Below are 21,180 nucleotides of genomic sequence, written 5' to 3'. Positions count from 1 at the left end.
CATGCAGGGCTAATCACATAGACGGGCGGCCACAAGGGCCAACACATCATCACAAATGGCGCGCACCGCAGGCGCATGGCGGGTGCGCGGGTGGGTCAGACACCACAAGGGGCGCGTGCGCGCAGCAAAGCCCGGGTCGGGGTCCGTCGCAAGGCACGCCGGGATCCACCCCCGACCCAGCCCCGCCCCAACAGCCGCAGTGACCGCCCCTTGATCGGACACGCGCAAACCAGTCGGGCCGTCCACTTCTGAGGTCCAGCGCGCTTGTGGCAGGTGGGCCATCTCGGGCACATAACCGATCCAATCCGGCCCCTCGCCCGCCACCACAAAGCGCACGTCGCCCAATTTGCGTACAACCACATCGCCCTGCACCTCCGGGCGGGCAAGCCGCAGGGCAATATCCGCCTCTCCATGCAGCAGGTTGAGGCTGTCATGCGCCCCGATCAGGGACAGCGTGATGTCGGGCAGTTGCGCGTGAATGCGCTGCCAGCTTGGCACCACTGCGGCCTCGACCACCCACGGCACGGCTGTCAGACGGACGGCACCGCGCGGCGCGGTGCGTCCTGACACCGCTGCACGCGCCATCATTGCGTGATCGGCCATGATGTCGACATGAGCGCAAAGCACGGCCCCCTCGGGCGTCACACCCGCCTCTGGCCCGCGCCACAGGATCTGGCCCATCTGGCGCTCAAGCCGCCGCACCGCGCGGGCGATGGTCGTTTCGTGCATCCCGAGCGCTTGGGCCGCACCCGCAAAGCTGCCCGCCTGCGCAACAGCCTGAAACACCCGCAATCCGTCCCAATCCATATCCTGCATTTTTGCAAGTCCCCCTTGCGTATCGGGCCATAGGACCTCGTGATACGCAAGGTTAGAATGCGCCCATAGTCAAGATCGGAGCGCACATGCCATACCTCATCCTGTTCGAAGACGCTGACGGCTACGACAACGTCCGCGCTGAAAAGATGCCCGAACACCTGGCTTTCTTGCAGCAGAACACCGCCGTGATCGAGGCTGCGGGGCCATTGTTTGAAGATGATCAAGGGGCTGGCGGGGCCTGGATCGTGACGACCGATACAGCCGCCGCTGCCGAGGCCCTGGTGCATGCAGACCCGTTTTGGCCGACAGGCTTGCGCAAATCGGTGCGTATCCTGCGTTGGAAGCAGGTTTTTGCGGATGGTGCGGTCGCAGGATAATGACGGACGCGGCCTCGAAAGTTTGTCGACGGATCGGAGCGACAACTCCTGGCCATTGGATCGGTGAGGACGTGCTTATAGAAAGGTCAACGCCATGATATTCAAAGGAGAATGGTGGGTGATAAGGGATTTGAACCCCTGACATCTTCGATGTGAACGAAGCGCTCTACCACTGAGCTAATCACCCTGAAGTCCGCGCGTTTTAACGGCCCACGCAAAGGCATGCAAGAGCGCGCGGATGAAATTCTACTCCGCGGCGGCGGGGGTCGTATCGGCCCCTTCGATATCCTTGGGATCCGGGTTTGCCGTTTCGGATGGCAGGTCCTTGGGCTGGCGAATCTTTGCGTGCATCACCTTGCCTTCGGGCAGCTTCTTCTCGCGGTTGATCTTGATCTTGCCCATCGGCTCAAGGTTCAACTCACGCCCGCTTTGCAGGGCCGATCCAAGGACAGCCAATGCCGCCTCAATGATGGGTTTGACGTCTTTTTTCTTCATCCCGGTCTTGGACACAACGGCATCAACCAACTCGGGCTTGCGCATCTTGGGACCGGACACCACCGGGACGGCGGCCGCCACGACCACAGGGGGGCTTGCAGGCGTGGCCTTGGCCACAGCACTTTTCGCCGCCGTTGTCATCGAAGACGATTTGGCGGGTTTCGTCGTACTGGTCTTGGTCGATTTGGCTGTGGTCTTGCGCGTCGTGCCCATGGGTGCCTCATTTCGGTGTTATTATTGTTGCTCAGGTCCGCTCATAGCGCCAAATCGTTTGGAATTCCATAAAAACAGAACAAAATAGACGATTTGATTGAGATTGGTTCGTTTCAGGCAACAATCGCGCGTGATACGAACGGGATACATTCCACGCGGAAAAGCGACACCGAAGCGTGGCACGGATTACAGCAGGTCTAAACAAAAAAAGGGCGCGCAAGCAAAGCCTTACGCGCCCTTCCTCATGTTTCATCTAAACGTCAATGCGCGGTTGCAATCGGTGGGTCATTGCGCGCCGCCGCCGCAGCCGCAGCGGCGGCCTCTTCGGCGGCTTCATCCCATTCGATGGCCTCGGGCGTAGCCGTCAGTGCGCGCTGCAAAACTTCACGCACATGGGTTACCGGCACAATCTCGAGACCCTCTTTGACGTTGTCGGGGATCTCGGCCAGATCTTTCTCGTTCTCTTCGGGGATGAGAACGGTCTTGATCCCGCCGCGCAAGGCTGCCAGCAATTTCTCCTTGAGACCGCCGATGGGCATCGCATTGCCGCGCAGTGACACCTCGCCCGTCATGGCAATATCACGGCGCACAGGAATGCCGGTCAGCACCGACACGATAGAGGTCACCATCGCCAGACCCGCGCTTGGCCCGTCTTTGGGTGTCGCGCCGTCGGGCACGTGGACGTGAATGTCGGTCCGGTCAAATTGAGGCGGCTTAACCCCAATCTCGGGACTGATCGAGCGCACATAGCTGGAGGCCGCATCGATGGACTCCTTCATCACATCACCCAGTTTGCCGGTCGTCTTCATCCGACCCTTACCGGGCAGCTTCAGCGCTTCGATATGGAGCAGATCACCCCCCACCGAAGTCCACGCCAAGCCGGTCACAACACCAACCTGATCCGCCTGTTCGGCAAGGCCATAGCGATGTTTGCGCACACCAAGAAAATCATCAAGGTTTTCGGAGGTTACAACAACTTCCTCAGCCTCTTTCTTGATGATCTTGGTCAGCGACTTGCGCGCCACCTTGGCGATCTCACGTTCAAGATTCCGCACGCCAGCCTCGCGGGTGTAGTAGCGAATGATATCGGACAAGGCGTCATCCGTCAGCTCGAACTCGGACTTTTTCAGACCGTGGTTCTTCACCTGCTTGGCGATTAGGTGCTGCTTGGCAATCTCGGATTTTTCATCCTCGGTATAGCCAGCCAGCGGGATGATCTCCATCCGGTCGAGCAGAGGCCCGGGCATATTGTAGCTGTTGGATGTGGTCAGGAACATCACGTTGGAAAGATCATATTCGACCTCCAAGTAGTGATCGACAAAAGTGCCGTTCTGTTCCGGGTCCAACACTTCGAGCATGGCCGAGGCCGGATCACCGCGGAAATCCTGCCCCATCTTGTCGATTTCATCGAGCAGGATCAGCGGGTTGGTGGTTTTGGCCTTTTTCAACGCCTGAATGATCTTGCCGGGCATCGAGCCGATGTAAGTCCGACGGTGACCGCGAATTTCGGATTCGTCGCGCACCCCACCAAGCGAGATGCGGATAAATTCGCGCCCCGTCGCCTTGGCCACAGATTTGCCAAGCGAGGTCTTACCCACACCGGGAGGGCCGACCAGACACATGATCGGGCCCTTCATCTTTTTGGAACGCTGCTGCACCGCGAGGTATTCGACAATGCGTTCCTTAACCTTTTCAAGACCATAGTGGTCGTTGTCGAGGATACGTTCGGCGCGGCCCAGATCCTTTTTGACGCGCGATTTCACGCCCCACGGGATCGACAGCATCCAGTCGAGATAGTTGCGCACCACTGTCGCCTCTGCCGACATAGGCGACATGTTCTTGAGCTTCTTCAGCTCGGCCTCGGCCTTTTCGCGCGCCTCTTTGCTGAGCTTGGTTTCGGCGATTTTCGCTTCGAGTTCGGCAACTTCGTTCTTGCCGTCTTCGCCATCGCCCAACTCGTGCTGGATCGCTTTCATCTGTTCGTTGAGGTAATACTCGCGCTGCGTCCGCTCCATCTGGGATTTGACGCGGGTCTTGATCTTTTTCTCGACCTGCAACACGGACAACTCGCCCTGCATCAGGCCATAGACCTTCTCCAGCCGCTCACTCACCGCAAGCGTTTCAAGCAGGTCCTGCTTTTGCTCCACTTCTATGCCCAGATGCCCGGCCACAAGATCGGCCAGCTTGGCAGGTTCGGTCGTTTCACCGACAGCGGCCAGCGCCTCTTCGGGTATGTTCTTTTTCACCTTGGAGTAGCGTTCAAACTCTTCGGCAACCGAGCGCAACAGCGCCTCGGTTGTGGCCATATCACCGGGCATCTCGGTCAGATACTCGGCACGGGCCTCAAAAAAGTTATCGTTTTCAAGATATTCAGTGATGCGCACACGCGCCTGCCCTTCGACCAGCACCTTGACGGTGCCATCGGGCAATTTCAGCAGTTGCAGCACATTGGCCAGCACACCGGCCTTGTAGATCCCGTCGGATTCCGGGTCGTCGATAGACGGGTCCACCTGGCTCGACAGCAGGATTTGCTTGTCGTCAGCCATCACCTCTTCGAGCGCGCGAACAGATTTGTCGCGCCCCACAAACAGCGGCACGATCATGTGGGGAAACACCACGATATCGCGCAATGGCAGCACGGGGTAAGAGGCGTTCAGGGGCTCTTGCATGCGTTGGTTCCTTATCTGGGCAAGACAGCGGGGTCCCGATTGCGGCAACCGCGTGCTGTCTCCTTCATATGGCAGGACTGTTTGATGTGTGTGCGCAGCCCTGTGGTTTCAAGCCCCATCCTGACCTGCGCGCGGCATGGGCGCAATGGGACGAACGCAACTGTTCCCATTTTTTTGACACATTCTGTCGTTGTCCGGGCTGCGCAACACACAATATGTCGGTTATGCTCGGATACGGGGCGACCTCGCACATTCACGGCCCAAAGATCAGGCGGGATGCGTCAGATCAGCATCCGCAAGGGCCGCGCATTCTCATACCAGAGTCAGGACCGCCAACAGCGAAACCATCAACCAAGACACTGAAATAACCGCAAGCTGCATGACGATCCCTCCCCAGGGTGTGTGAATGCCCTGACCCTAACGCGAAAAGGATAAACAAACGATGGAGGTATTCCTGACCTCTGCTCACAAAGGTTCGATGTCACCCTGCGCGCGGCCCGCGTGGAAATCGGCTTGCCATGCCTCGAAGGCACCGGCCGCGATTGCTTCGCGCATCCCAGCCATAAGATCCTGATAGTAATGCAGATTGTGCCAGGTCAGCAGCATGGACGAGATGATTTCCTGGCTGCGGAACACGTGATGCAGATAGGCGCGCGAATAGCCGCGACAGGCCGGGCAGCCGCAGTTTTCATCCAAGGGGCGCGGATCGTCCATGTGCCGCGCGTTTTTGATATTCAGCACACCGTGGCGGGTAAACACCTGCCCCGTGCGCCCCGACCGCGACGGCAACACGCAGTCCATCATATCGATCCCGCGCGCGACGGCACCCACGATATCGTCGGGCTTGCCCACCCCCATGAGGTAGCGGGGCTTGTCGGCGGGCAGTTGTGCGGGCGCATAGTCAAGGCAGCCAAACATCGCCTCCTGCCCCTCGCCCACAGCCAGTCCACCGACCGCATAACCCTCAAACCCAATCTCAACCAAGGCTTCGGCGCTTCGGCCGCGCAGGTCTTCCTCAAGCCCGCCCTGCTGGATGCCGAACAGGGCATGACCGGGACGATCCCCGAAGGCCGCGCGCGACCGGGCCGCCCATCGCATCGACAACTCCATGCTTTGCGCGATCCGGTCCCGATCCGCAGGCAGCGCGGGGCATTCATCAAAACACATCACGATATCCGAGCCGAGCAGGCGCTGGATTTCCATCGAGCGTTCGGGGGTGAGGTTGTGTTTGGACCCATCAATGTGGGATTTGAACGTCACCCCCTCTTCGGTGAGCTTGCGCAGACCGGCAAGGCTCATCACCTGAAAACCGCCACTGTCGGTCAGGATCGGGCGATCCCAGTTCATAAATTTGTGCAGCCCGCCCAAGGCATCAATCCGTTCCGCCGTGGGGCGCAGCATCAGGTGATAGGTATTGCCCAGCAAAATATCGGCACCCGTTTCGCGCACCGATCCGGGCAGCATCGCCTTGACCGTAGCCGCAGTGCCCACGGGCATGAAGGCAGGCGTGCGAATGTCGCCCCGCGGGGTCGAAATGGTGCCGGTGCGGGCGCGCCCATCGGTGGCGGCCAGTTCAAAGGAAAATGTGCTCATGGGCCGCCTCATGCCCATTGAGACGGCAAAAGCCAAGCCCCCACACGCGCCAAAGCCACGTTCGCGTTGAAGCTGTAGGGCGGCCTTGCTACACCTGACGTCTCATCCCAGCCGAAAGGGCACCACACATGGATATTTTGAATTTTGGCTGGGAAGAATGGATTGAACTGCCCGACCTCGGGTTGCCCGCGCTCAAGGCCAAGATCGACACCGGGGCACGCACCTCGGCGCTGCATGCCCACGATATCGAAGTGTTCGGCCCCTCCAAAGCGCCCAAGGTGCGCTTCAACGTGTTTCCGGTGGCGGGCAAGGATCACGTGTCGATCACCTGTTCGGCCCCGATCCTTGATCGCCGCGAGGTGACCTCGTCCAATGGTGAAGCGGAATTGCGCTATGTGATCGAAACCAAATTATCCGTCGCCGGGCAAAGCTGGCCGATCGAAGTCACGCTGACGGACCGGTCCTCGATGACCAGCCGGATGTTGCTGGGGCGACAAGCCTTGCAGGATCATATCACCATCACCGCCTCCGAAAAGCGGCTTCAGCCCGAGTTGAACTACGACGTCTATCACTCGGCCACCATGCGCAAGGTCGCGCCCTCGCGCTCCTTGCGTATTGCCGTGCTCAGCCGCGAGGACAATTATTCCACCCGCCGCTTGGTCGAAGTGGGCGAGGCACGCGGTCACACGGTCGAGGTGATCGATACCACGCGCTGCTATATGGCGATCAACGCGATGGCCCCCGAAGTGCACTATGACGGCAAGCGCCTGCCCCGCTATGACGCGGTGATCCCGCGCATCGGGGCCTCGGTCACGGCCTATGGCACGGCTGTGATCCGCCAGTTCGAAACCACGGGCACCTATTGCGTGAACGGATCGGCAGGGATCACGGCAAGCCGCGACAAGCTGCACGCCCATCAGATCCTCGCAGGCAAGAAGATCGGCATGCCCACGACCGCCTTTGCAGCCTCACCACGCGATACGGCCAACATCCTGGGGCTGGTCGGGTCCGCCCCTGTGATCGTGAAACTGCTGGAATCGACCCAAGGCAAAGGGGTCGTGCTGGCCGAAACGAAAAAGGCCGCCGAGTCGGTGATTGACGCCTTTCGAGGCTTGCGCGCCAACTTTCTGGTGCAGGACTTCGTCAAGGAGGCCGCGGGCGAGGACATCCGCTGCCTCGTGGTTGACGGCAAGGTGGTTGGCTCCATGAAACGGACCGGGGCAGAGGGCGATTTCCGCTCGAACCTGCACCGGGGCGGGTCGGCCACATCCGTGCGTATCAGCAAGGAAGAGCGCGACACCGCGGTGCGGGCGGCGCGGGCCTTTGGTCTGGGAAAATCCGGTGTCGACCTGCTGCGATCAGAAACCGGGCCAAAGGTGCTTGAGGTCAACTCAAGCCCCGGTTTCGAGGGGATCGAAAAGGCCACAGGCAAGGATATTGTCGGCAAGATCTACGACATGATCGAACTGCGGGTAAAACCACAACCTGCACGGCGGCGCAAATGAGGTCCGCTACGTGAACAACACACCCAAATCGCAAAACATGAAAGCCACCTGAATTGGGTTGCGCCGTGACGATCAGCCCGCATTCTGGGGCTGATACAGGCACAGCGGAGCACATGATGGGCCAAACAGAACTTATGTACGACATCCCCTCTTATCTGGTCTCCGGCGGCCTGTTCCTGCTGATGATCACGGCCATGTGGCTGGGCATCGTGACCGGCAAGCGCCTGCAACGCAACGAAAACGAGGAAAGCAAAAGCCAGGCCAATGCGGTGCAGGGCTCTCTCCTCGGTCTTTTGGCACTGCTGCTCGGTTTTACCTTTTCGCTCTCGCTCGGGCGCTATGACGAACGGGCCAGCCAAGTGGTGAACGAAGCCAACGCCATCGGCACCGCGTGGCTGCGCACGGACCTTGTGGCCGAACCGGCCCAAAGCGAGGTGAAGGACCTGTTTCGCCTTTACGCCCAGTTGCGCCTGACCGCCTCGACCGTGCCCTCAATCGAGGCCGGCACCCGTGACCGGCTGATCGCGCAGGCCGAAGGCATGTTCGACCAGATTTGGGAGATTGCGGCCCAAGAGGCGCAGCGGAACCCCTCGCCCGTGACCATGGGCTTTGCCGCCAGCCTCAACGACATGATCGACGCGCTGGCCACGCGGGATGCGGCCATCGACCGGCATGTGCCCGAACTGGTGCTGTTCCTGCTGTTTGGGACATTCATCCTGCTTGGGGCCGTGATCGGGTTCGCCTCGGCGATCTCGAATGTGCGCCCGGGCGTACCCGTCTATGCAATGATGACGCTGATCGTGATCCTTGTGTTCCTGATCATCGATCTGGACAGGCCACGGCGCGGGCTCATCGAAGTGGACCAGACCAAGCTGATCACAACCGTGCAGCAGATTCGCGAGTGATGCAGGCCACGCCCTTTACCGCCTGCGCCACTATCCCTATATAAACGCTCAGGAACGAAAGCGGGGATGACATGAACCAGCCCAATGAACAGCTTCAGGGGACGCCACTGATTGCGCCCTCATCAACGGACCACCCCCTGCACGAGGCGGTGGTCGAAGCCTGCCGTTCGGTCTATGACCCTGAAATCCCTGTGAATATCTTTGAACTCGGGTTGATCTACACCATCGACATCAATGCCGAGAACGAAGTGAACATCATCATGTCGCTGACCGCGCCAGGGTGCCCGGTCGCGGGTGAGATGCCGGGTTGGGTTGCCGATGCGGTCGAACCGATCCCCGGTGTCAAACAGGTGGATGTGGCTCTGACGTGGGAACCGCCCTGGGGGATGGAGATGATGTCGGACGAGGCACGGCTTGAACTGGGCTTTATGTAACACGCCCTGACGCGGGCAACACAGACGCGAAAAAGGGTCGCCGGTTATCCCGGCGGCCCTTTTTCGTGTCTCACAGGCGGCGCAAAACCCACATCAGAATCCGCCGACGCCGCGCCCGGCGCTTGCGGTTTTGCATGTCCTCTTTCATTTTTGCAAACTCGCTCTGCTCCTGCTGGTACAAACTGTTCATTTCCATTGATCTATAGGGGTGACGCATGGCACATCCTTTCTGTTACACCCTCAAGATGGCAGCCCATGGTCGGCATTGTCAGACCTCAGAAACCCAACTAGGCTTGCATTTATGCAAATCACCGATTGGACAGATTTCGGCCTCTTCACGGCCGTCGCCCGTGCGGGCACCCTTGCGGGCGCGGCGCGCGAAACCGGGCTCAGCCAGGCGACCCTGTCGCGGCGCATGACCGCGCTGGAACAGCGCACCGGGCGGCGCCTCTTTGTGCACGGGGCCAGCGGCTATACCCCCACCGCCGAAGGGCGCGCGCTGCTGGAACGGGCCAAGCGGATGGAAGCCGCCGCCCGCGACATCGCCCATTGGTCCGCCGCCCAGTCCGGCCCGCCCCGCGTGCGGGTGTCGGCGGGCACATGGACGTCAGAATTCCTCGCCCGTATCCTGACCGCCTATTGGACACCGGATTCGGCCTGGACCCCGGAATTCGTCAGTTGCAACCTCGACATGGATATCGAACGGCGCGAGGTCGATATCGGCGTGCGCAACCGCCGCCCCAACCACCCCTGGCTTGCCGGGCGGCGCACCGGCACGGTGCAGCACGCCGTCTATGCCACGTCGCCCGATATCACGGGGTGGATCGGGCCAAGCGATGACACCGCCAACCTGCCGTCCGAGGCGTGGACAGTGGCCAATCACGGCGATCAGATGGTCGCCGTATCCAATGATCCGCAAATCCGCATGGCGCTGGCCCGCGGCAGTATCGGGCGCGTCGTGCTGCCGACCTTTGCAGGCGACGCCGTGCCCAACCTTGTGCGCGTCAGCGACATCATCGACGCGCTCACCTGCGAGGAATGGCTGGTCTGTCATCAGGACACGCGGCACGACCCCGCCATCCGCGCGGCCCTCGACGCCATTGCAATGGGGTTGCGCATGCACACACCCTTGCACGACGCCCGCCAAAGCCCTACCTTAACAGTCGGATAATCGAGGTTCTCACCCATGTTTTCGATCCCCGGCAAACAAGCCGTCAGCATCACCCCCCGTGCCGCCGCTCAAATCGCCAAATTGATGGAGAAGGAAGGCCATTCCGGCCTGCGCATCGGCGTCAAGAAAGGGGGCTGTGCAGGCATGGAATACACCATGGAATATGTCGATCAGGCCGACCCCAACGACGAAGCAGTTGAACAGGATGGGGCCCGCGTGCTGATCGCGCCCATGGCGCAGATGTTCCTGTTCGGCACTGAAATCGACTACGAAACCGCGCTGCTCGAGTCCGGGTTTAAGTTCAACAACCCCAATGTGGCAGATGCCTGCGGTTGTGGTGAATCGATCAATTTCAAAGACTTGGACACCCTGGCCGCCGAACAAAGCGCCTCCTGACATGGCCGTCTCGGACGAAGAGATCGCTCACGCACTTGATCTTTTTGCCGACCTGGGATTGCTGAGTACCCGAAAGATGTTTGGGGGCTTGGGGATTTATCATGCGGGCAGCATCTTTGCGGTTCTGATGTCCGACGGGCGGTTGCTGCTCAAAGGTCAGGGCGAGATGCAGGGCCGTTTCGATAAGATGGGCCTCACCCGCTGGACCTACCAGCGAGAAGGCAAAGCCCCGGCGTCCATGCCCTACTGGGAATTGCCCGACAGCGCCCTTGATGATGCGGACGAGGCGGTCGCGTTGGCCCGCGCCGCAATCGCCCATCTCTAAGCTCATGTAACAGGTGAGTTAACCACAATACTCTTATGATTTTCCTTGCAAATGTACATAAGTCTCGCGGAATCGTGCGCTAAGATGGTCGCCCGCCTTGATCACCGTGCCACTGCCGGACGGGGCCACATTCGTGTCATAGGTCGGATTGAAAAACAGCGGGACTGAAATCCGCTCCTGCGTGCCACCAACCACCCGGTGCGGCGTCGCCTTGACCACCCCATCGGTCCAGAACTCGATCATCTCGCCAAAGTTGATGATGAACTCGCCGGGCGGTGCACTGAGCGGGATCCACCCCCCACCACGCTTGCGCACCTCAAGTCCGGGTGAGCCATCCGTGGCCAATAATGTGAGACATCCATAATCCGTGTGGGTTGCAATCCCGAAATCCTTGGCCCCGGCCCAATCCGGGCGGGCCGGGTAATAGTTTCCCCGCAACAGCGCCATAGGGGCCTTGAACGCCTCATCAAAATAGGTGACATCCGCCCCAATGGCCTGTGCCAACCCGCGCAACACAGTCATCGCAACTTTCAGCGCATCACTGTAATAGGCTGAAATCACGGCGTAAAACGTGGGATCATCCGGCCAGATATTAGGGGCATAAAACATGTCCCCCGCCAGCGGATGACCCTCAGGCAACGCAAATCCGACATCAAAGAACTGCTTGTAGTCAGGGTTTGCATCCGGGTCAACCTGTTCTGATCCGGCAGCCCCCCACCCCCGGTTCGATCCGGTGCGGGCCATATCCACCGCTCGTTTCTCGGCCTCGGGCAGATGAAAAAACGCAGCATAGGTCGCAATGGCCTCAGAAACCCGCGCGGGCGTCAGCGCGGTGTTATAGACGATGGCAAAACCCACGCCCGTCGCCGCCAGGCGCAGCGCCTCAAGCGCGTCCGGCGCTCCCGCCGCAAGTGCGGCTGCATCAATCCGTGGGATCATGTCACCCTCCCTCACCCGTTCGTGCAGCCCTAGCGCAGCGTCGCGCCCAATGCTAGGACCAAGGCGACCCTAACGAGAAGGCGACAGGCACATGCGGCGCAAACTGGCAGCAGGCAATTGGAAAATGAACGGCGATGCAGCGCTTTTGGCCGAGCTTGGCACATTGGCCGGAAATCAAACCACCCAAGGCCCGCAAATCATCATCTGCCCGCCCACGCCCTTGCTGAGCCGCGCCCATGACATCGCCAAAGGCAGCCCCGTCGAAATCGGCGGCCAGGACTGCCACGCGGCCACCTCAGGCGCGCATACGGGCGATGTGGCAGCGACAATGATCGCTGACACGGGGGCCACTTCTGTCATCGTGGGCCACTCCGAACGGCGCGGGGATCACGGCGAAACCAACGCAGACATACGGGCCAAAGCAAAAGCCGCATGGGCCGCCAATCTCAGCGCCATCATCTGCATCGGCGAATCCGAGGCGGAGCGGACAGGCCCCGACACACTCGACATCATCGCTGCACAGCTGGACGCGTCGGTGCCAGACGAGGCAACGGGAGAAAACACGGTCATCGCCTATGAACCCATCTGGGCCATCGGAACGGGCCGCGTGCCCACGCTCGATCAGATCATCGAAACCCACGATATGATCCGCACCAAGCTGACGAACCGCTTCGGCGATGCAGGCAACACCTTCCGCATCCTCTATGGCGGGTCGGTCAAACCCAGCAACGCGGCGGACATCTTCACCGCCGAAAACGTGGATGGCGCACTGGTCGGCGGCGCATCCCTCAAAGCCGCAGACTTCCAACCCATCATCGACGCACTCGCCGCGTCCTGATCCACCTTCATCTTGCCAAATAAACTCCGGGGGGAGGCCGCAAGGCCGGGGGGCAGAGCCCCCTTAAATCAATTGCCCCCGCCTCCGGCTGGAGGGGCAGAGCCCCCCAGGCCCGCACGGCGCAGGCGAAACCTGTGACCATCCCTAACGCACGATAATCTCCGGCCCCATCATCAGCGTCGGCAGCCAGATCGAAATCGCCGGGATATACGTGACCATAATCAGGAACACGAACAGCACAGCCAGAAACGGCAACGCGGCCTTCACGACACGCATCATCGGCATGCCCGCCACACCAGAGGTCACAAACAGGTTCAGACCAACAGGCGGCGTAATCATCCCGATCTCCATGTTCACGACCATGATGATCCCCAGATGGATCGGGTCGATCCCCAACTCAATCGCGATGGGAAAAACCAGGGGGGCGACGATGACCAACAGACCCGACGGTTCCATGAACTGACCGCCAATCAGCAGGATGACGTTCACAATAATCAGGAACACAACCGGGCCAAACCCGGCATCCAGCATCGCACCCGCAATCTGTTGTGGGATCTGCTCATCCGTCAAAACATGCTTGAGGATCAACGCGTTGGCGATGATGAACATCAGCGTGATGGTCAGCTTGCCTGCCTCAAAGAACGCGTTCTTGGTGTCGCGGTGCACAAAGGCCAGCGGCATGCGGATCAGGTCGGACCCTATTGCGACGGGGTTCAGATCAAGACCGCGTGCGACACGTTCGATCACAGCCAGGACAGCCGCCACGCCAAATCCGACCAACACCGAAAGGGTCAAATCCATCGCCCCGCCCGAGGCGAGCCAGATGACAATGCCGATGCCCAAACCGCCCATCAGCGTGATGCCGGTGAAGTTGCCCGCGCGTGGTGGCACTGTGGCAAACGGTCCCATATCGCGGTAGATGTAGCTGGCAATCAGGAACGAATAGACAGCCGCCACAGCCGCCGCCTCGGTCGGGGTAAAGATACCCCCGTAAATGCCGCCCAGAATGATGACAATCAGGAACAGACCACCCGACGCAGCCGCAGCCGAGGCACCAACCTCACCCCAGCCCAACCATTCGCCTTTGGGCAGGTTCTTGATCTTGGCCATCGCATAGATGGTGATCATCAGCATGGATCCAGCCATGAGGCCCGGAATCACGCCGGCCAGGAACATCCGGCCCACCGACACATCCGTGGCCGAGGCATAGACCACCATCACGATGGAGGGCGGGATCAGGATGCCGAGGGTGCCGGCGTTGGCAATCACGCCCGCGGCGAAATCCTTGGTATAGCCGACCTGAGTCATGCCCGCGATCACGATCGACCCGATGGCAACCACCGTCGCGGGGCTTGACCCGGACAGGGCGGCGAACATCATGCAGGCAAACACCCCCGCAATCGCGAGGCCACCGGGAAAGTGGCCCACCACAGCGATGGAAAACCGGATGATCCGCTGCGCCACACCGCCCGTGGACATGAAGGTCGACGCGAGTATGAAGAACGGTATCGCAAGCAATGTATAATGCCCCGCCATCGCCTGAAACAGCGTCTGCGCGATGGAAGCCAGCGACGTATCACTCAGCACCAGCAAAAACAGGATCGAGGACATGCCCAAGGACACCGCAATGGGCACACCGATCAACATCAAGCCGACGACAAGGCCAAAAAGAACTGCAACTTCCATGTCTTAATTGCCTTCGTTCATGTGTTTTACGGCTTCGATATCATCTTCGGCCTCATGACTGACGATCAGGCTTTGTGCGGTACCACTGGCCAACCGGACCGTGGCCTGAACAAAGCGGAACAACAGCAGGGCCATGCCAAAGGGCAGGATCGCATAGGGAATGAAGCGCGGAATTTTTTCGTAGGCTTCGCCCTCGTTCATAATCGGCTCAATCCAGCGGAGCCATTCGGGAAACGGAATGTCGATCACCTCGTACCAGCCACGGAAAGACGAGCGTTTCATCTCTTCAAACCCGGTCGGAAACCACTTGCCCGTGGTTTGTGGCAGGTTGGCGAAATTGGCCCAATAGTCCCACGCGCCCTTCAGCAACAGGAACGCATAGGCCAGGCACACGGTCGCCGCCGCCAGTGCAATGATACGGCGCACAGGGGGCGAAAACAGGTTGATCACAGCGTCCACCCCAAGATGCGCCGTAACCTTGACCGCATAGGACACCCCAAACAGCACAAGCCACGCGAACAGGAAGGTGACCGCCTCAAGCCCCCAGATCAGGCCTGTATTGTAGCCATATCGCAGGACGACATTTGCAAAGGTTATCAACGTCATGCCAGCCAGAAGCAGCGCGATCATCGTCTCTTCGATCTCGTTGACGATACGGCCGAGCGGGCTCATCGGCGGGGCGGAATGTGCCATATGGCGCCTTTCTGATGGTCGAAAGAGGCTGGACAGGCACAACAACGTCACATGCCGTGTCCAGAAATAGATGCGCGCACGGAATGGCGCGCGCATCACTTTCGTGGCGTAAAGCCTAGAGACCTGCGTTGATCGACTGGGCCGCGTCAATGTTTTCCTGGCCGACATCATCCTTGAACTGATCCCAGACCGGCTTCATCACCGTCACCCACTCTTCACGCTGCTCGGGCGTCAATTCGCGCACCACACCACCGGCGTTGATGATGGCTGCTTTCGCCTCTTCGTTCACGCGGGTGGATTCCGCATTACGGGTCGTGGTCACTTCCTCGACGATGGTGGCCAGTTGCGTCCGGGTGTCGTCCGGCAGTGAATCCCAGAAATCCGTTGATGTCACGACAAGATAATCGATGATCCCGTGGTTGGTTTCGGTCACACCGTCCTGCACCTCAAAGAATTTCTGACCCCAGATGTTGGACCATGTGTTTTCCTGACCGTCCACAACACCGGTTTGCAGCGCGCCGTACACTTCGGAAAACGCCATGGGCTGAGGCGAGCCACCGATGGCCGCCATTTGCGCCTTCAGCACGTCCGAGTTCTGCACCCGGAATTTCAGCCCGCTGGCATCCGCAGGCGAGTTCAGCGCGACATTGGCCGACATCTGTTTCATCCCGTTATGCCAGAATGCGAGGCCCAACAGGCCACGGCGCGTCATCGATTCCTTCATCGCCTGACCCGTTTCCGAGGTTTGGAAGGCATCGACCGCTTCGACATTCTTGAACATGAACGGCAGATCGAAGATCCGGAACTGTTTGGTGAACTGCTCGAATTTCGACAGGCTTGGCGCGGCCATCTGCACGTCACCTTGCAGCAGCGCTTCAAGCACCTGATCATCGTTATATAGCGAGGATTGCGGGAACACTTCCATGCAGGCCTTGCCGTTCATCTCGTCATTGACGCGCGTTTGCAGCAACGAGGCGGCGATGCCTTTGGGGTGTTTGTCCGTGTTGGTGACATGGCTGAATTTGATGACGATTTCGCCGCTGTCACAGGCGGCGGCAACAGCGCCCGCGCTGACAGTCAGGGCAAGGGCGGCAGCAGTCAGGAATTTCATGTGGGTCTCCTCCCAGAGAGTGGTCATTTTTGGTTCTGTCCCCGTGGGGACGCACTGGTATATAAAACCAGAATGCGCGGGCCGGGGTGTATCAACTTTGCCAGTCTATCGGGTAAATTCACTATATCATTATATTTCCGATAATTACGGAATTTTCCTAATGTAATTCGATGGCCGCCCGACAGGTCCCTGTGCGATAAACCGGACAACCATCCACGAAAGTGAGCGGATTTCCACACAGTGTTAGCGTCGATAATCCTCAGCCCGAATCCCGTAGCGTTTCAGCTTGTCATAGAACGTCTTGCGCGGCAGCTTGAGCGCTTCTGCCGCCGCACTTGCATGCCCATTCTGTCGTCCCAACGCCGCAATCAGCAGCGCCCGTTCCACCCGCGCCAATTGTTCGGCAAGGCCCTGATCCGCAACCTTGCCAATCTCTTCGGGCATCCCCAGCACAAAGCGCATCGCCGCACTCATCAAGGATCGCGCGTTGCCCGGCCAGTCCTGCGCCATCAAGGCCGCCATGTGATCCGGCCCAATCTCGGGCGCAGATAATCCAGCCTGTTCAGCAGCTTGGGCGACATAGTGACGAAACAGAACCGGAATATCCTCGGGCCGTTCTGACAGCGAGGGAATGCGCACAGGCATCACCTCGATCCGGTAATACAGGTCCGCATTAAGCAACCCGGCCTCCACCGCCGCACCCAGATCGCTGGTGCTGCCCGCGATCAAGCGGGCGCGCGCACCGCCCTCAAGAGCTTCAAGCAGAGCAAGTTGACTGGCGGCAGGCAACCGCGTGATTTCGTCCAGGAACAGGCTGCCCTCCGCTGCGACGTCCAGCGCCTTGGCCAGCACACGGGGTGCGAGATCGGCGGCAGCCCGTTTCACGAACGGTGCCTTGGAGCGTAAAGAGGACAGGTGGATCACCTCGGCCACCTTGGAAATCCCGGTTCCCGGCGCACCGGTCACCAACACCTCGGTCTCCAAGGGCGCAACAAGGCGGACGCGTGCGCGCAGCCCGTTGGCCTGCACGGACTCCCCAAACAACATGCGTGCTGCCGGGTCCCCGCTTTCGACCAGCGTCCGCAGACGGCGGTTTTCCAGAACCAGGGCCCGCGCCTTGAGAGCACGTTCAAGAACGGACAGTAAATCACTGGGCGCACATGGTTTTTCCAAAAAACCAAACGCGCCCTCGCGCATCGCCTGGACGGCCATCGGGATATCGCCTTCGCCCGTCAACAAGATCACCGGCAGGTCCGCATCCACCTTGCGCGTGTGGGCCAAAAGGTAAAACCCATCCCGCCCCGGCATCCGGATGTCGGACACGATGACCCCGTCAAAATCGCGGGTGATATGATCCTTGGCGACCACGAAAGACCCCGCGGTCAGGGGGCTCAGGTCCGCCAATTCCAGCGTCTGGGCCAAAGCATCCCGCACGGCCGCATCGTCATCCACCACCAGCACCTGCACCGTCATTCCGCAGCCTCGGCGCGGGCGACCCAAGGCCGCAGTTCCACCGTGAATTCAGCGCCTTGCGAGCCGTTATTGCCGGAAATGGTGCCCCCAAAACTCTGCACGATCCCATAGGAAATCGACAGTCCCAGCCCCATCCCTTCGGATGCACCCACCTCTTTGGTGGAATAGAACGGATCAAACACCCGGTCGAGCACCGCAATGCCGGGGCCTGTGTCACTGATCCGCACCTGTGGCCCTTGCACGGCAATCCGCAACACACGCATCTCGCGCCCGACCATCGCGTCCATCGCATTCGAGATCAGATTGACAAAGACCTGCCCGAGCCGGACCTCACCGCCCGACACCCAGATGGGCGTCGGTGGTGGATCATAGTCCAGCGTCACATCCAGCTGCCGCATCCGTGGTTTGGTCAATTCCACCGCACTTTCAATCACTTGGGCCAGATCAACCCGCACCGCAGGTTCGCTTTCCTGTCGCGCAAACGCCCGCAGGTTCTTGATGATCCGCCCCATCCGCCGCGCCATATCCGAAATACGGGTCAGGTTGTCGCTGGCCCGTGCGGGCTTGTCCCGCTCAAGGAAGGCCACAGCGTTGTCCGCATAGGTCTGGATCGCCATCAGCGGCTGGTTCAACTCATGGCTCAGCCCCGCGCTCATCTGCCCAAGCGCGCTGAGTTTACCCGCCTGCGCCAGATCAGCTTGCGCGCGGGCAAGGGCGGCTTGTGCCTCCTCCCGCTCGATCGCTTCGCGACGCAATTGGGCGTTGCTGTCGGACAAGGCGGCGGTGCGACTGGCCACGCGGGCCTCAAGCTGGGCGTTGGCCTCGGCCAGAGTACGCCGCCGTTCGGTTGCCAGAAACAACAGCGCGCCGAACGCGAGGCACAAGCCCGCCACCGCCGCCGCCTGCAAGGTCGCAAGCCGGCGCGCAGGGGTCACATCCACCAGCGCCTCGCCCGTCATCCCTATGACCGGCAGCGGGCGCACCAGATGCAGCGCATTTCGCGGCAGATACGGCCCCCACCCCATCTCCCACACCTCGTGCCGCCCGATCCGGTAACTGTCAAAGGGCAAGGCGCTGCCATCTGCCGGGGCCAGGCCCGGCCCGTCGGCAGGGCGTTGCCAGAATACGATCTCCGAACGGTTGGTGATGAACACCCGATCCGCCGCATCCGTGAAAAAGACCGCCGGGTTCGACCCGACCCAGTCCCACTCGATCCCGGCAAGGTCAGCCGTCACCACCACCGCCCCCCTGACCTGCGAGCGGGCATCAAAGACCGGTGCCGCATAGGCAAAGACGCGCGCACCCGACGCACTTTGCCCATTGCCCCACCCAAGTGCCCCCTGGGTGGCGCGGCGCACCAAGGGGGCGATATCCACGCCCGTCGGCTCAAGCCGCGCGCTGGCCAGAACGTGCCCCGCGGCGTCGGTCAGCCGAATATCCTCAGCCGCGGTTTTGTCTGCGATTTCAAGGAACAGCGCCTCGGCGGCACGCACGTCTTCACCCGCCAGCACCGCCCCGATTTGCGGATGATCCGCCACCAACACCGCCAGTTCGCGGTAGCGTTGCAACTGCCCCGTGAGTCGATCACTCGCCAGTGCAAGGTCGGACGCCCCCTGGCGCGACAGCTGATCAAGCGCCTGAAAATAGCCGTATCGCCACACCCCTGCCGCCGCCGCCGCGACCAGTGCCACAAACCCGACAATCACCGCGATCCGTCTGCCAAAGCCAACCTTCATGGCGCGCACTCTATCCCCGCGGATCAGGGCTTGCCAAGGCGCACCCGACCTGAGACATCATGGCTCATGTTGATCCAGTCGCCCCACGATCCCGCCTTCATCCAGAACCCTTATCCGGTCTACGACACAGCCCGTGCGGCAAGTCCCGTGCAGGTCTGGCAGGACTATGGAATGTTGGCCGCCTTTGATCACGCCACGGTCCACGCGCTGCTGCGCGACCGCCGTTTGGGCCGCGCCGTACCGGGGCGCACCGAGGCACCGGCCCATCTGGCCGCCTTTGATGCGGTTGAACGCCATTCCCTGCTTGAGCTTGAGGCCCCCGCCCACACCCGCCTGCGCCGTCTGGTCCTGCATGCGTTTACATCGCGCCGGATCGCAGGGCTGGCCCCGGACATCACCGATATCTGCGCCGATCTGCTGGCGGGTCTGCCGGACGGGCCGTTCGATCTGATCCCCGCCTATTGCCAGCACGTGCCCGTGCGCGTCATCGCCCGCCTTCTGGGCGTGCCCGAGGCGATGGCCCCGGACCTGCTGCGCTGGTCTTCGGCGATGGTGGCGATGTATCAGGCCGGGCGCACGCGCGCGATTGAGGATGCGGCCAACACCGCAGCGGACGAATTCGCCACCTTCCTGCGCGCCTATATCGACGAGCGGCGCAATGACCCGCGCAACGACCTGATCACCCAACTGATCACCGCCGAAGAGGATGGTGCCCGCCTCAGCCCCGATGAAATGATCGGCACCTGCGTGTTGCTGCTGAATGCGGGGCACGAGGCGACGGTACATTCCCTTGGCAATGCGGTGAAATGCCTGATCGAAACCGGCACCACCGGCGCGCTGACCCCCGACCGGATCGACGGCACCGTGGAGGAACTGCTGCGGTTCGACCCGCCGCTGCACATGTTCACCCGCTATGCCTATGAGCGCATCGAGGTGGGCGGGCACGTGCTGGAGCCGGGCGATGAGATCGCGCTGATGCTTGGGGCGGCGGGGCGTGATCCTGAAGTGTTTCCAGACCCCCACCGCTTTGACCCGGCCCGTCCCAAGCCTGCGCATCTCGCCTTTGGCGGGGGCGTGCATTTCTGCGTCGGCGCACCACTGGCCCGGCTTGAAATGCAAATCGCCCTGCCCGCCCTGTTCGCCCATGCGCCTAAGCTGCGGATCACCGACGCCCCACAATTTGCGGATGCCTACCATTTCCACAAGCTGGATCAACTGATGGTGCAGGCCTGAACGGTCAGGCCTCGAGCGGCAGCATGGTGGTCGACTTGATCTCTTCCATCGACAACAGCGCGGTCACGTTGTGCACTCTGACTTCTGAAATCAGCGCCTGATAGAAGGCGTCATACGCACGCGCGTTCCTGACCCGCACCTTGAGAATATAGTCGATATCGCCTGCCAGCCTGTGCGCCTCCTGCACCTCGGCGCGGTCGCGCAACGCCTTGAGGAACCGCGCCTGCCAGTCGGCCTCGTGCTCCGAGGTACGGATCAGAACAAAAAAGCACGCCTCGAACCCAAGCGCCTCTGCATCCAGAAACACGGTTTGCTGGCCGATCACGCCGCCCTCTTTCAGCTTGCGGATTCGGTTCCACACCGGGGTCTTCGAGGACCCCACAGCCTTGGCAATATCGTCCAGCGACTGGCTGGCGTCGCGCTGCAGCTCGGCCAGAATTTTGCGATCCACCTCATCAATGCGAACAGACATTCCGATCCCCTTCCAAAACCGTGACAGGCGTTCTGCACCTGCATCATTGCAGAACATATGTCCTTATCTAGCCGCGATACTGGCAACGGACCAGAACAAT

The 21,180-nt window shown here is 60.8% G+C and carries 21 protein-coding genes and 1 tRNA gene; 9 read left to right on the top strand and 13 right to left on the bottom strand.

Going from position 1 to position 21,180, the window contains the following annotated elements; all coding sequences use genetic code 11:
- Positions 1–9: 9 nt before the first annotated feature.
- Positions 10–816, bottom strand: a complete 807-nt coding sequence (locus Q0859_RS08735; RefSeq protein ID WP_299149852.1) for a LysR family transcriptional regulator — start codon at positions 814–816, stop codon at positions 10–12.
- Between the two features lie 86 nt (positions 817–902).
- Here Q0859_RS08735 and Q0859_RS08730 point away from each other — a divergent pair, with 86 nt between their 5' ends.
- Positions 903–1,193, top strand: a complete 291-nt coding sequence (locus Q0859_RS08730) for a YciI family protein (protein WP_299149850.1) — start codon at positions 903–905, stop codon at positions 1,191–1,193.
- 112 nt (positions 1,194–1,305) lie between these two features.
- Here Q0859_RS08730 and Q0859_RS08725 read toward each other — a convergent pair.
- From Q0859_RS08725 to tgt, 4 genes are all read right to left on the bottom strand, one after another.
- Positions 1,306–1,380 (bottom strand) — tRNA-Val (locus Q0859_RS08725).
- A gap of 59 nt (positions 1,381–1,439) precedes the next feature.
- Positions 1,440–1,901, bottom strand: coding sequence for an HU family DNA-binding protein (locus tag Q0859_RS08720; protein WP_299149848.1), 462 nt, complete (start codon positions 1,899–1,901; stop codon positions 1,440–1,442).
- Between the two features lie 260 nt (positions 1,902–2,161).
- Positions 2,162–4,570 carry an endopeptidase La gene (lon, locus tag Q0859_RS08715; RefSeq protein WP_299149845.1) on the bottom strand — a complete coding sequence of 803 codons (2,409 nt, stop codon included), beginning with the start codon at positions 4,568–4,570 and terminating at the stop codon, positions 2,162–2,164.
- 465 nt (positions 4,571–5,035) lie between these two features.
- Positions 5,036–6,163: a tRNA guanosine(34) transglycosylase Tgt gene (gene tgt / locus Q0859_RS08710; RefSeq protein ID WP_299149842.1), complete on the bottom strand. Its 1,128-nt coding sequence runs from the start codon at positions 6,161–6,163 to the stop codon at positions 5,036–5,038.
- A gap of 128 nt (positions 6,164–6,291) precedes the next feature.
- Here tgt and rimK point away from each other — a divergent pair, with 128 nt between their 5' ends.
- The 3 genes from rimK (at position 6,292) to Q0859_RS08695 (ending at position 9,007) form a co-directional block, all read left to right on the top strand.
- On the top strand, positions 6,292–7,668 hold the full coding sequence (rimK, locus tag Q0859_RS08705; protein WP_299149838.1) for a 30S ribosomal protein S6--L-glutamate ligase: 1,377 nt from the start codon (positions 6,292–6,294) through the stop codon (positions 7,666–7,668).
- 116 nt (positions 7,669–7,784) lie between these two features.
- Positions 7,785–8,573 carry a hypothetical protein gene (locus tag Q0859_RS08700; RefSeq protein ID WP_299149834.1) on the top strand — a complete coding sequence of 263 codons (789 nt, stop codon included), beginning with the start codon at positions 7,785–7,787 and terminating at the stop codon, positions 8,571–8,573.
- A 71-nt stretch (positions 8,574–8,644) separates the two neighbouring features.
- Entirely contained in the window at positions 8,645–9,007 is a 363-nt protein-coding gene (locus tag Q0859_RS08695; protein WP_299149832.1) for an SUF system Fe-S cluster assembly protein, read from the top strand.
- A gap of 70 nt (positions 9,008–9,077) precedes the next feature.
- On the opposite strand, the gene Q0859_RS08690 is transcribed toward Q0859_RS08695, so the two are convergent.
- On the bottom strand, positions 9,078–9,224 hold the full coding sequence (locus Q0859_RS08690; protein WP_299149830.1) for a hypothetical protein: 147 nt from the start codon (positions 9,222–9,224) through the stop codon (positions 9,078–9,080).
- 84 nt (positions 9,225–9,308) lie between these two features.
- On the opposite strand from Q0859_RS08690, the gene Q0859_RS08685 reads away from it, so the two are divergent.
- From Q0859_RS08685 to Q0859_RS08675, 3 genes are read left to right on the top strand one after another with little or no spacing between them, the layout of a single operon-like run.
- Entirely contained in the window at positions 9,309–10,178 is an 870-nt protein-coding gene (locus Q0859_RS08685) for a LysR family transcriptional regulator (protein WP_299149828.1), read from the top strand.
- Positions 10,179–10,193: 15 nt separating this feature from the next.
- Positions 10,194–10,574, top strand: coding sequence for an iron-sulfur cluster assembly accessory protein (locus Q0859_RS08680; protein ID WP_299149825.1), 381 nt, complete (start codon positions 10,194–10,196; stop codon positions 10,572–10,574).
- A 1-nt stretch (position 10,575) separates the two neighbouring features.
- The gene (locus tag Q0859_RS08675) at positions 10,576–10,899 is read left to right on the top strand and encodes a TfoX/Sxy family protein (RefSeq protein WP_299149822.1); all 324 of its coding nucleotides are present in this window, start codon (positions 10,576–10,578) and stop codon (positions 10,897–10,899) included.
- A gap of 33 nt (positions 10,900–10,932) precedes the next feature.
- Here the strand turns inward: Q0859_RS08675 and Q0859_RS08670 are convergent, their stop codons facing one another.
- Entirely contained in the window at positions 10,933–11,838 is a 906-nt protein-coding gene (locus Q0859_RS08670) for a 2-oxoglutarate and iron-dependent oxygenase domain-containing protein (protein ID WP_299149820.1), read from the bottom strand.
- Between the two features lie 91 nt (positions 11,839–11,929).
- Here Q0859_RS08670 and tpiA point away from each other — a divergent pair, with 91 nt between their 5' ends.
- Entirely contained in the window at positions 11,930–12,676 is a 747-nt protein-coding gene (tpiA, locus tag Q0859_RS08665) for a triose-phosphate isomerase (protein WP_299149816.1), read from the top strand.
- 144 nt (positions 12,677–12,820) lie between these two features.
- On the opposite strand, the gene Q0859_RS08660 is transcribed toward tpiA, so the two are convergent.
- The 5 genes from Q0859_RS08660 to Q0859_RS08640 form a co-directional block, all read right to left on the bottom strand.
- Complete coding sequence (locus Q0859_RS08660; protein WP_299149813.1) at positions 12,821–14,362, bottom strand: TRAP transporter large permease; 1,542 nt, start codon at positions 14,360–14,362, stop codon at positions 12,821–12,823.
- A gap of 3 nt (positions 14,363–14,365) precedes the next feature.
- Positions 14,366–15,034 (bottom strand): TRAP transporter small permease, encoded by a 669-nt coding sequence (locus Q0859_RS08655; RefSeq protein WP_299149809.1) that lies wholly within the window; start codon positions 15,032–15,034, stop codon positions 14,366–14,368.
- 136 nt (positions 15,035–15,170) lie between these two features.
- On the bottom strand, positions 15,171–16,166 hold the full coding sequence (locus tag Q0859_RS08650) for a DctP family TRAP transporter solute-binding subunit (protein ID WP_299149806.1): 996 nt from the start codon (positions 16,164–16,166) through the stop codon (positions 15,171–15,173).
- Positions 16,167–16,409: 243 nt separating this feature from the next.
- Positions 16,410–17,639 carry a sigma-54 dependent transcriptional regulator gene (locus Q0859_RS08645; RefSeq protein ID WP_299149803.1) on the bottom strand — a complete coding sequence of 410 codons (1,230 nt, stop codon included), beginning with the start codon at positions 17,637–17,639 and terminating at the stop codon, positions 16,410–16,412.
- A complete protein-coding gene (locus Q0859_RS08640) occupies positions 17,636–19,375 on the bottom strand; it encodes an ATP-binding protein (protein ID WP_299149801.1) in 1,740 nt (579 codons plus the stop codon). The genes Q0859_RS08645 and Q0859_RS08640 overlap by 4 nt, the downstream gene beginning before the upstream one ends.
- Positions 19,376–19,441: 66 nt before the next feature.
- Here Q0859_RS08640 and Q0859_RS08635 point away from each other — a divergent pair, with 66 nt between their 5' ends.
- Positions 19,442–20,608: a cytochrome P450 gene (locus Q0859_RS08635; RefSeq protein WP_299149799.1), complete on the top strand. Its 1,167-nt coding sequence runs from the start codon at positions 19,442–19,444 to the stop codon at positions 20,606–20,608.
- Between the two features lie 4 nt (positions 20,609–20,612).
- Here the strand turns inward: Q0859_RS08635 and Q0859_RS08630 are convergent, their stop codons facing one another.
- Positions 20,613–21,080 carry an Lrp/AsnC family transcriptional regulator gene (locus Q0859_RS08630; protein ID WP_299149797.1) on the bottom strand — a complete coding sequence of 156 codons (468 nt, stop codon included), beginning with the start codon at positions 21,078–21,080 and terminating at the stop codon, positions 20,613–20,615.
- Positions 21,081–21,180 lie beyond the last annotated feature (100 nt).

The organism is uncultured Tateyamaria sp., from assembly GCF_947497045.1.
In the GTDB taxonomy this organism is placed as follows: Bacteria; Pseudomonadota; Alphaproteobacteria; order Rhodobacterales; family Rhodobacteraceae; genus Tateyamaria.
Note: the sequence above shows the minus strand (reverse complement) of the source record. Positions and strands in the feature narration are given on the sequence as shown.

What these genes read in the sequence shown, in the direction of transcription:
- Q0859_RS08670 (WP_299149820.1), bottom strand. Translation starts at nt 11,838, where the DNA reads ATGATCCCACGGATTGATGCAGCCGCACTTGCGGCGGGAGCGCCGGAC.
- Q0859_RS08630 (WP_299149797.1), bottom strand. Translation starts at nt 21,080, where the DNA reads ATGTCTGTTCGCATTGATGAGGTGGATCGCAAAATTCTGGCCGAGCTG.
- Q0859_RS08700 (WP_299149834.1), top strand. Translation starts at nt 7,785, where the DNA reads ATGGGCCAAACAGAACTTATGTACGACATCCCCTCTTATCTGGTCTCC.
- Q0859_RS08645 (WP_299149803.1), bottom strand. Translation starts at nt 17,639, where the DNA reads ATGACGGTGCAGGTGCTGGTGGTGGATGACGATGCGGCCGTGCGGGAT.
- Q0859_RS08640 (WP_299149801.1), bottom strand. Translation starts at nt 19,375, where the DNA reads ATGAAGGTTGGCTTTGGCAGACGGATCGCGGTGATTGTCGGGTTTGTG.
- lon (WP_299149845.1), bottom strand. Translation starts at nt 4,570, where the DNA reads ATGCAAGAGCCCCTGAACGCCTCTTACCCCGTGCTGCCATTGCGCGAT.
- Q0859_RS08735 (WP_299149852.1), bottom strand. Translation starts at nt 816, where the DNA reads ATGCAGGATATGGATTGGGACGGATTGCGGGTGTTTCAGGCTGTTGCG.
- Q0859_RS08690 (WP_299149830.1), bottom strand. Translation starts at nt 9,224, where the DNA reads ATGCGTCACCCCTATAGATCAATGGAAATGAACAGTTTGTACCAGCAG.
- Q0859_RS08730 (WP_299149850.1), top strand. Translation starts at nt 903, where the DNA reads ATGCCATACCTCATCCTGTTCGAAGACGCTGACGGCTACGACAACGTC.
- Q0859_RS08695 (WP_299149832.1), top strand. Translation starts at nt 8,645, where the DNA reads ATGAACCAGCCCAATGAACAGCTTCAGGGGACGCCACTGATTGCGCCC.
- Q0859_RS08720 (WP_299149848.1), bottom strand. Translation starts at nt 1,901, where the DNA reads ATGGGCACGACGCGCAAGACCACAGCCAAATCGACCAAGACCAGTACG.
- Q0859_RS08660 (WP_299149813.1), bottom strand. Translation starts at nt 14,362, where the DNA reads ATGGAAGTTGCAGTTCTTTTTGGCCTTGTCGTCGGCTTGATGTTGATC.
- rimK (WP_299149838.1), top strand. Translation starts at nt 6,292, where the DNA reads ATGGATATTTTGAATTTTGGCTGGGAAGAATGGATTGAACTGCCCGAC.
- tgt (WP_299149842.1), bottom strand. Translation starts at nt 6,163, where the DNA reads ATGAGCACATTTTCCTTTGAACTGGCCGCCACCGATGGGCGCGCCCGC.
- Q0859_RS08650 (WP_299149806.1), bottom strand. Translation starts at nt 16,166, where the DNA reads ATGAAATTCCTGACTGCTGCCGCCCTTGCCCTGACTGTCAGCGCGGGC.
- tpiA (WP_299149816.1), top strand. Translation starts at nt 11,930, where the DNA reads ATGCGGCGCAAACTGGCAGCAGGCAATTGGAAAATGAACGGCGATGCA.
- Q0859_RS08685 (WP_299149828.1), top strand. Translation starts at nt 9,309, where the DNA reads ATGCAAATCACCGATTGGACAGATTTCGGCCTCTTCACGGCCGTCGCC.
- Q0859_RS08675 (WP_299149822.1), top strand. Translation starts at nt 10,576, where the DNA reads ATGGCCGTCTCGGACGAAGAGATCGCTCACGCACTTGATCTTTTTGCC.
- Q0859_RS08635 (WP_299149799.1), top strand. Translation starts at nt 19,442, where the DNA reads ATGTTGATCCAGTCGCCCCACGATCCCGCCTTCATCCAGAACCCTTAT.
- Q0859_RS08655 (WP_299149809.1), bottom strand. Translation starts at nt 15,034, where the DNA reads ATGAGCCCGCTCGGCCGTATCGTCAACGAGATCGAAGAGACGATGATC.
- Q0859_RS08680 (WP_299149825.1), top strand. Translation starts at nt 10,194, where the DNA reads ATGTTTTCGATCCCCGGCAAACAAGCCGTCAGCATCACCCCCCGTGCC.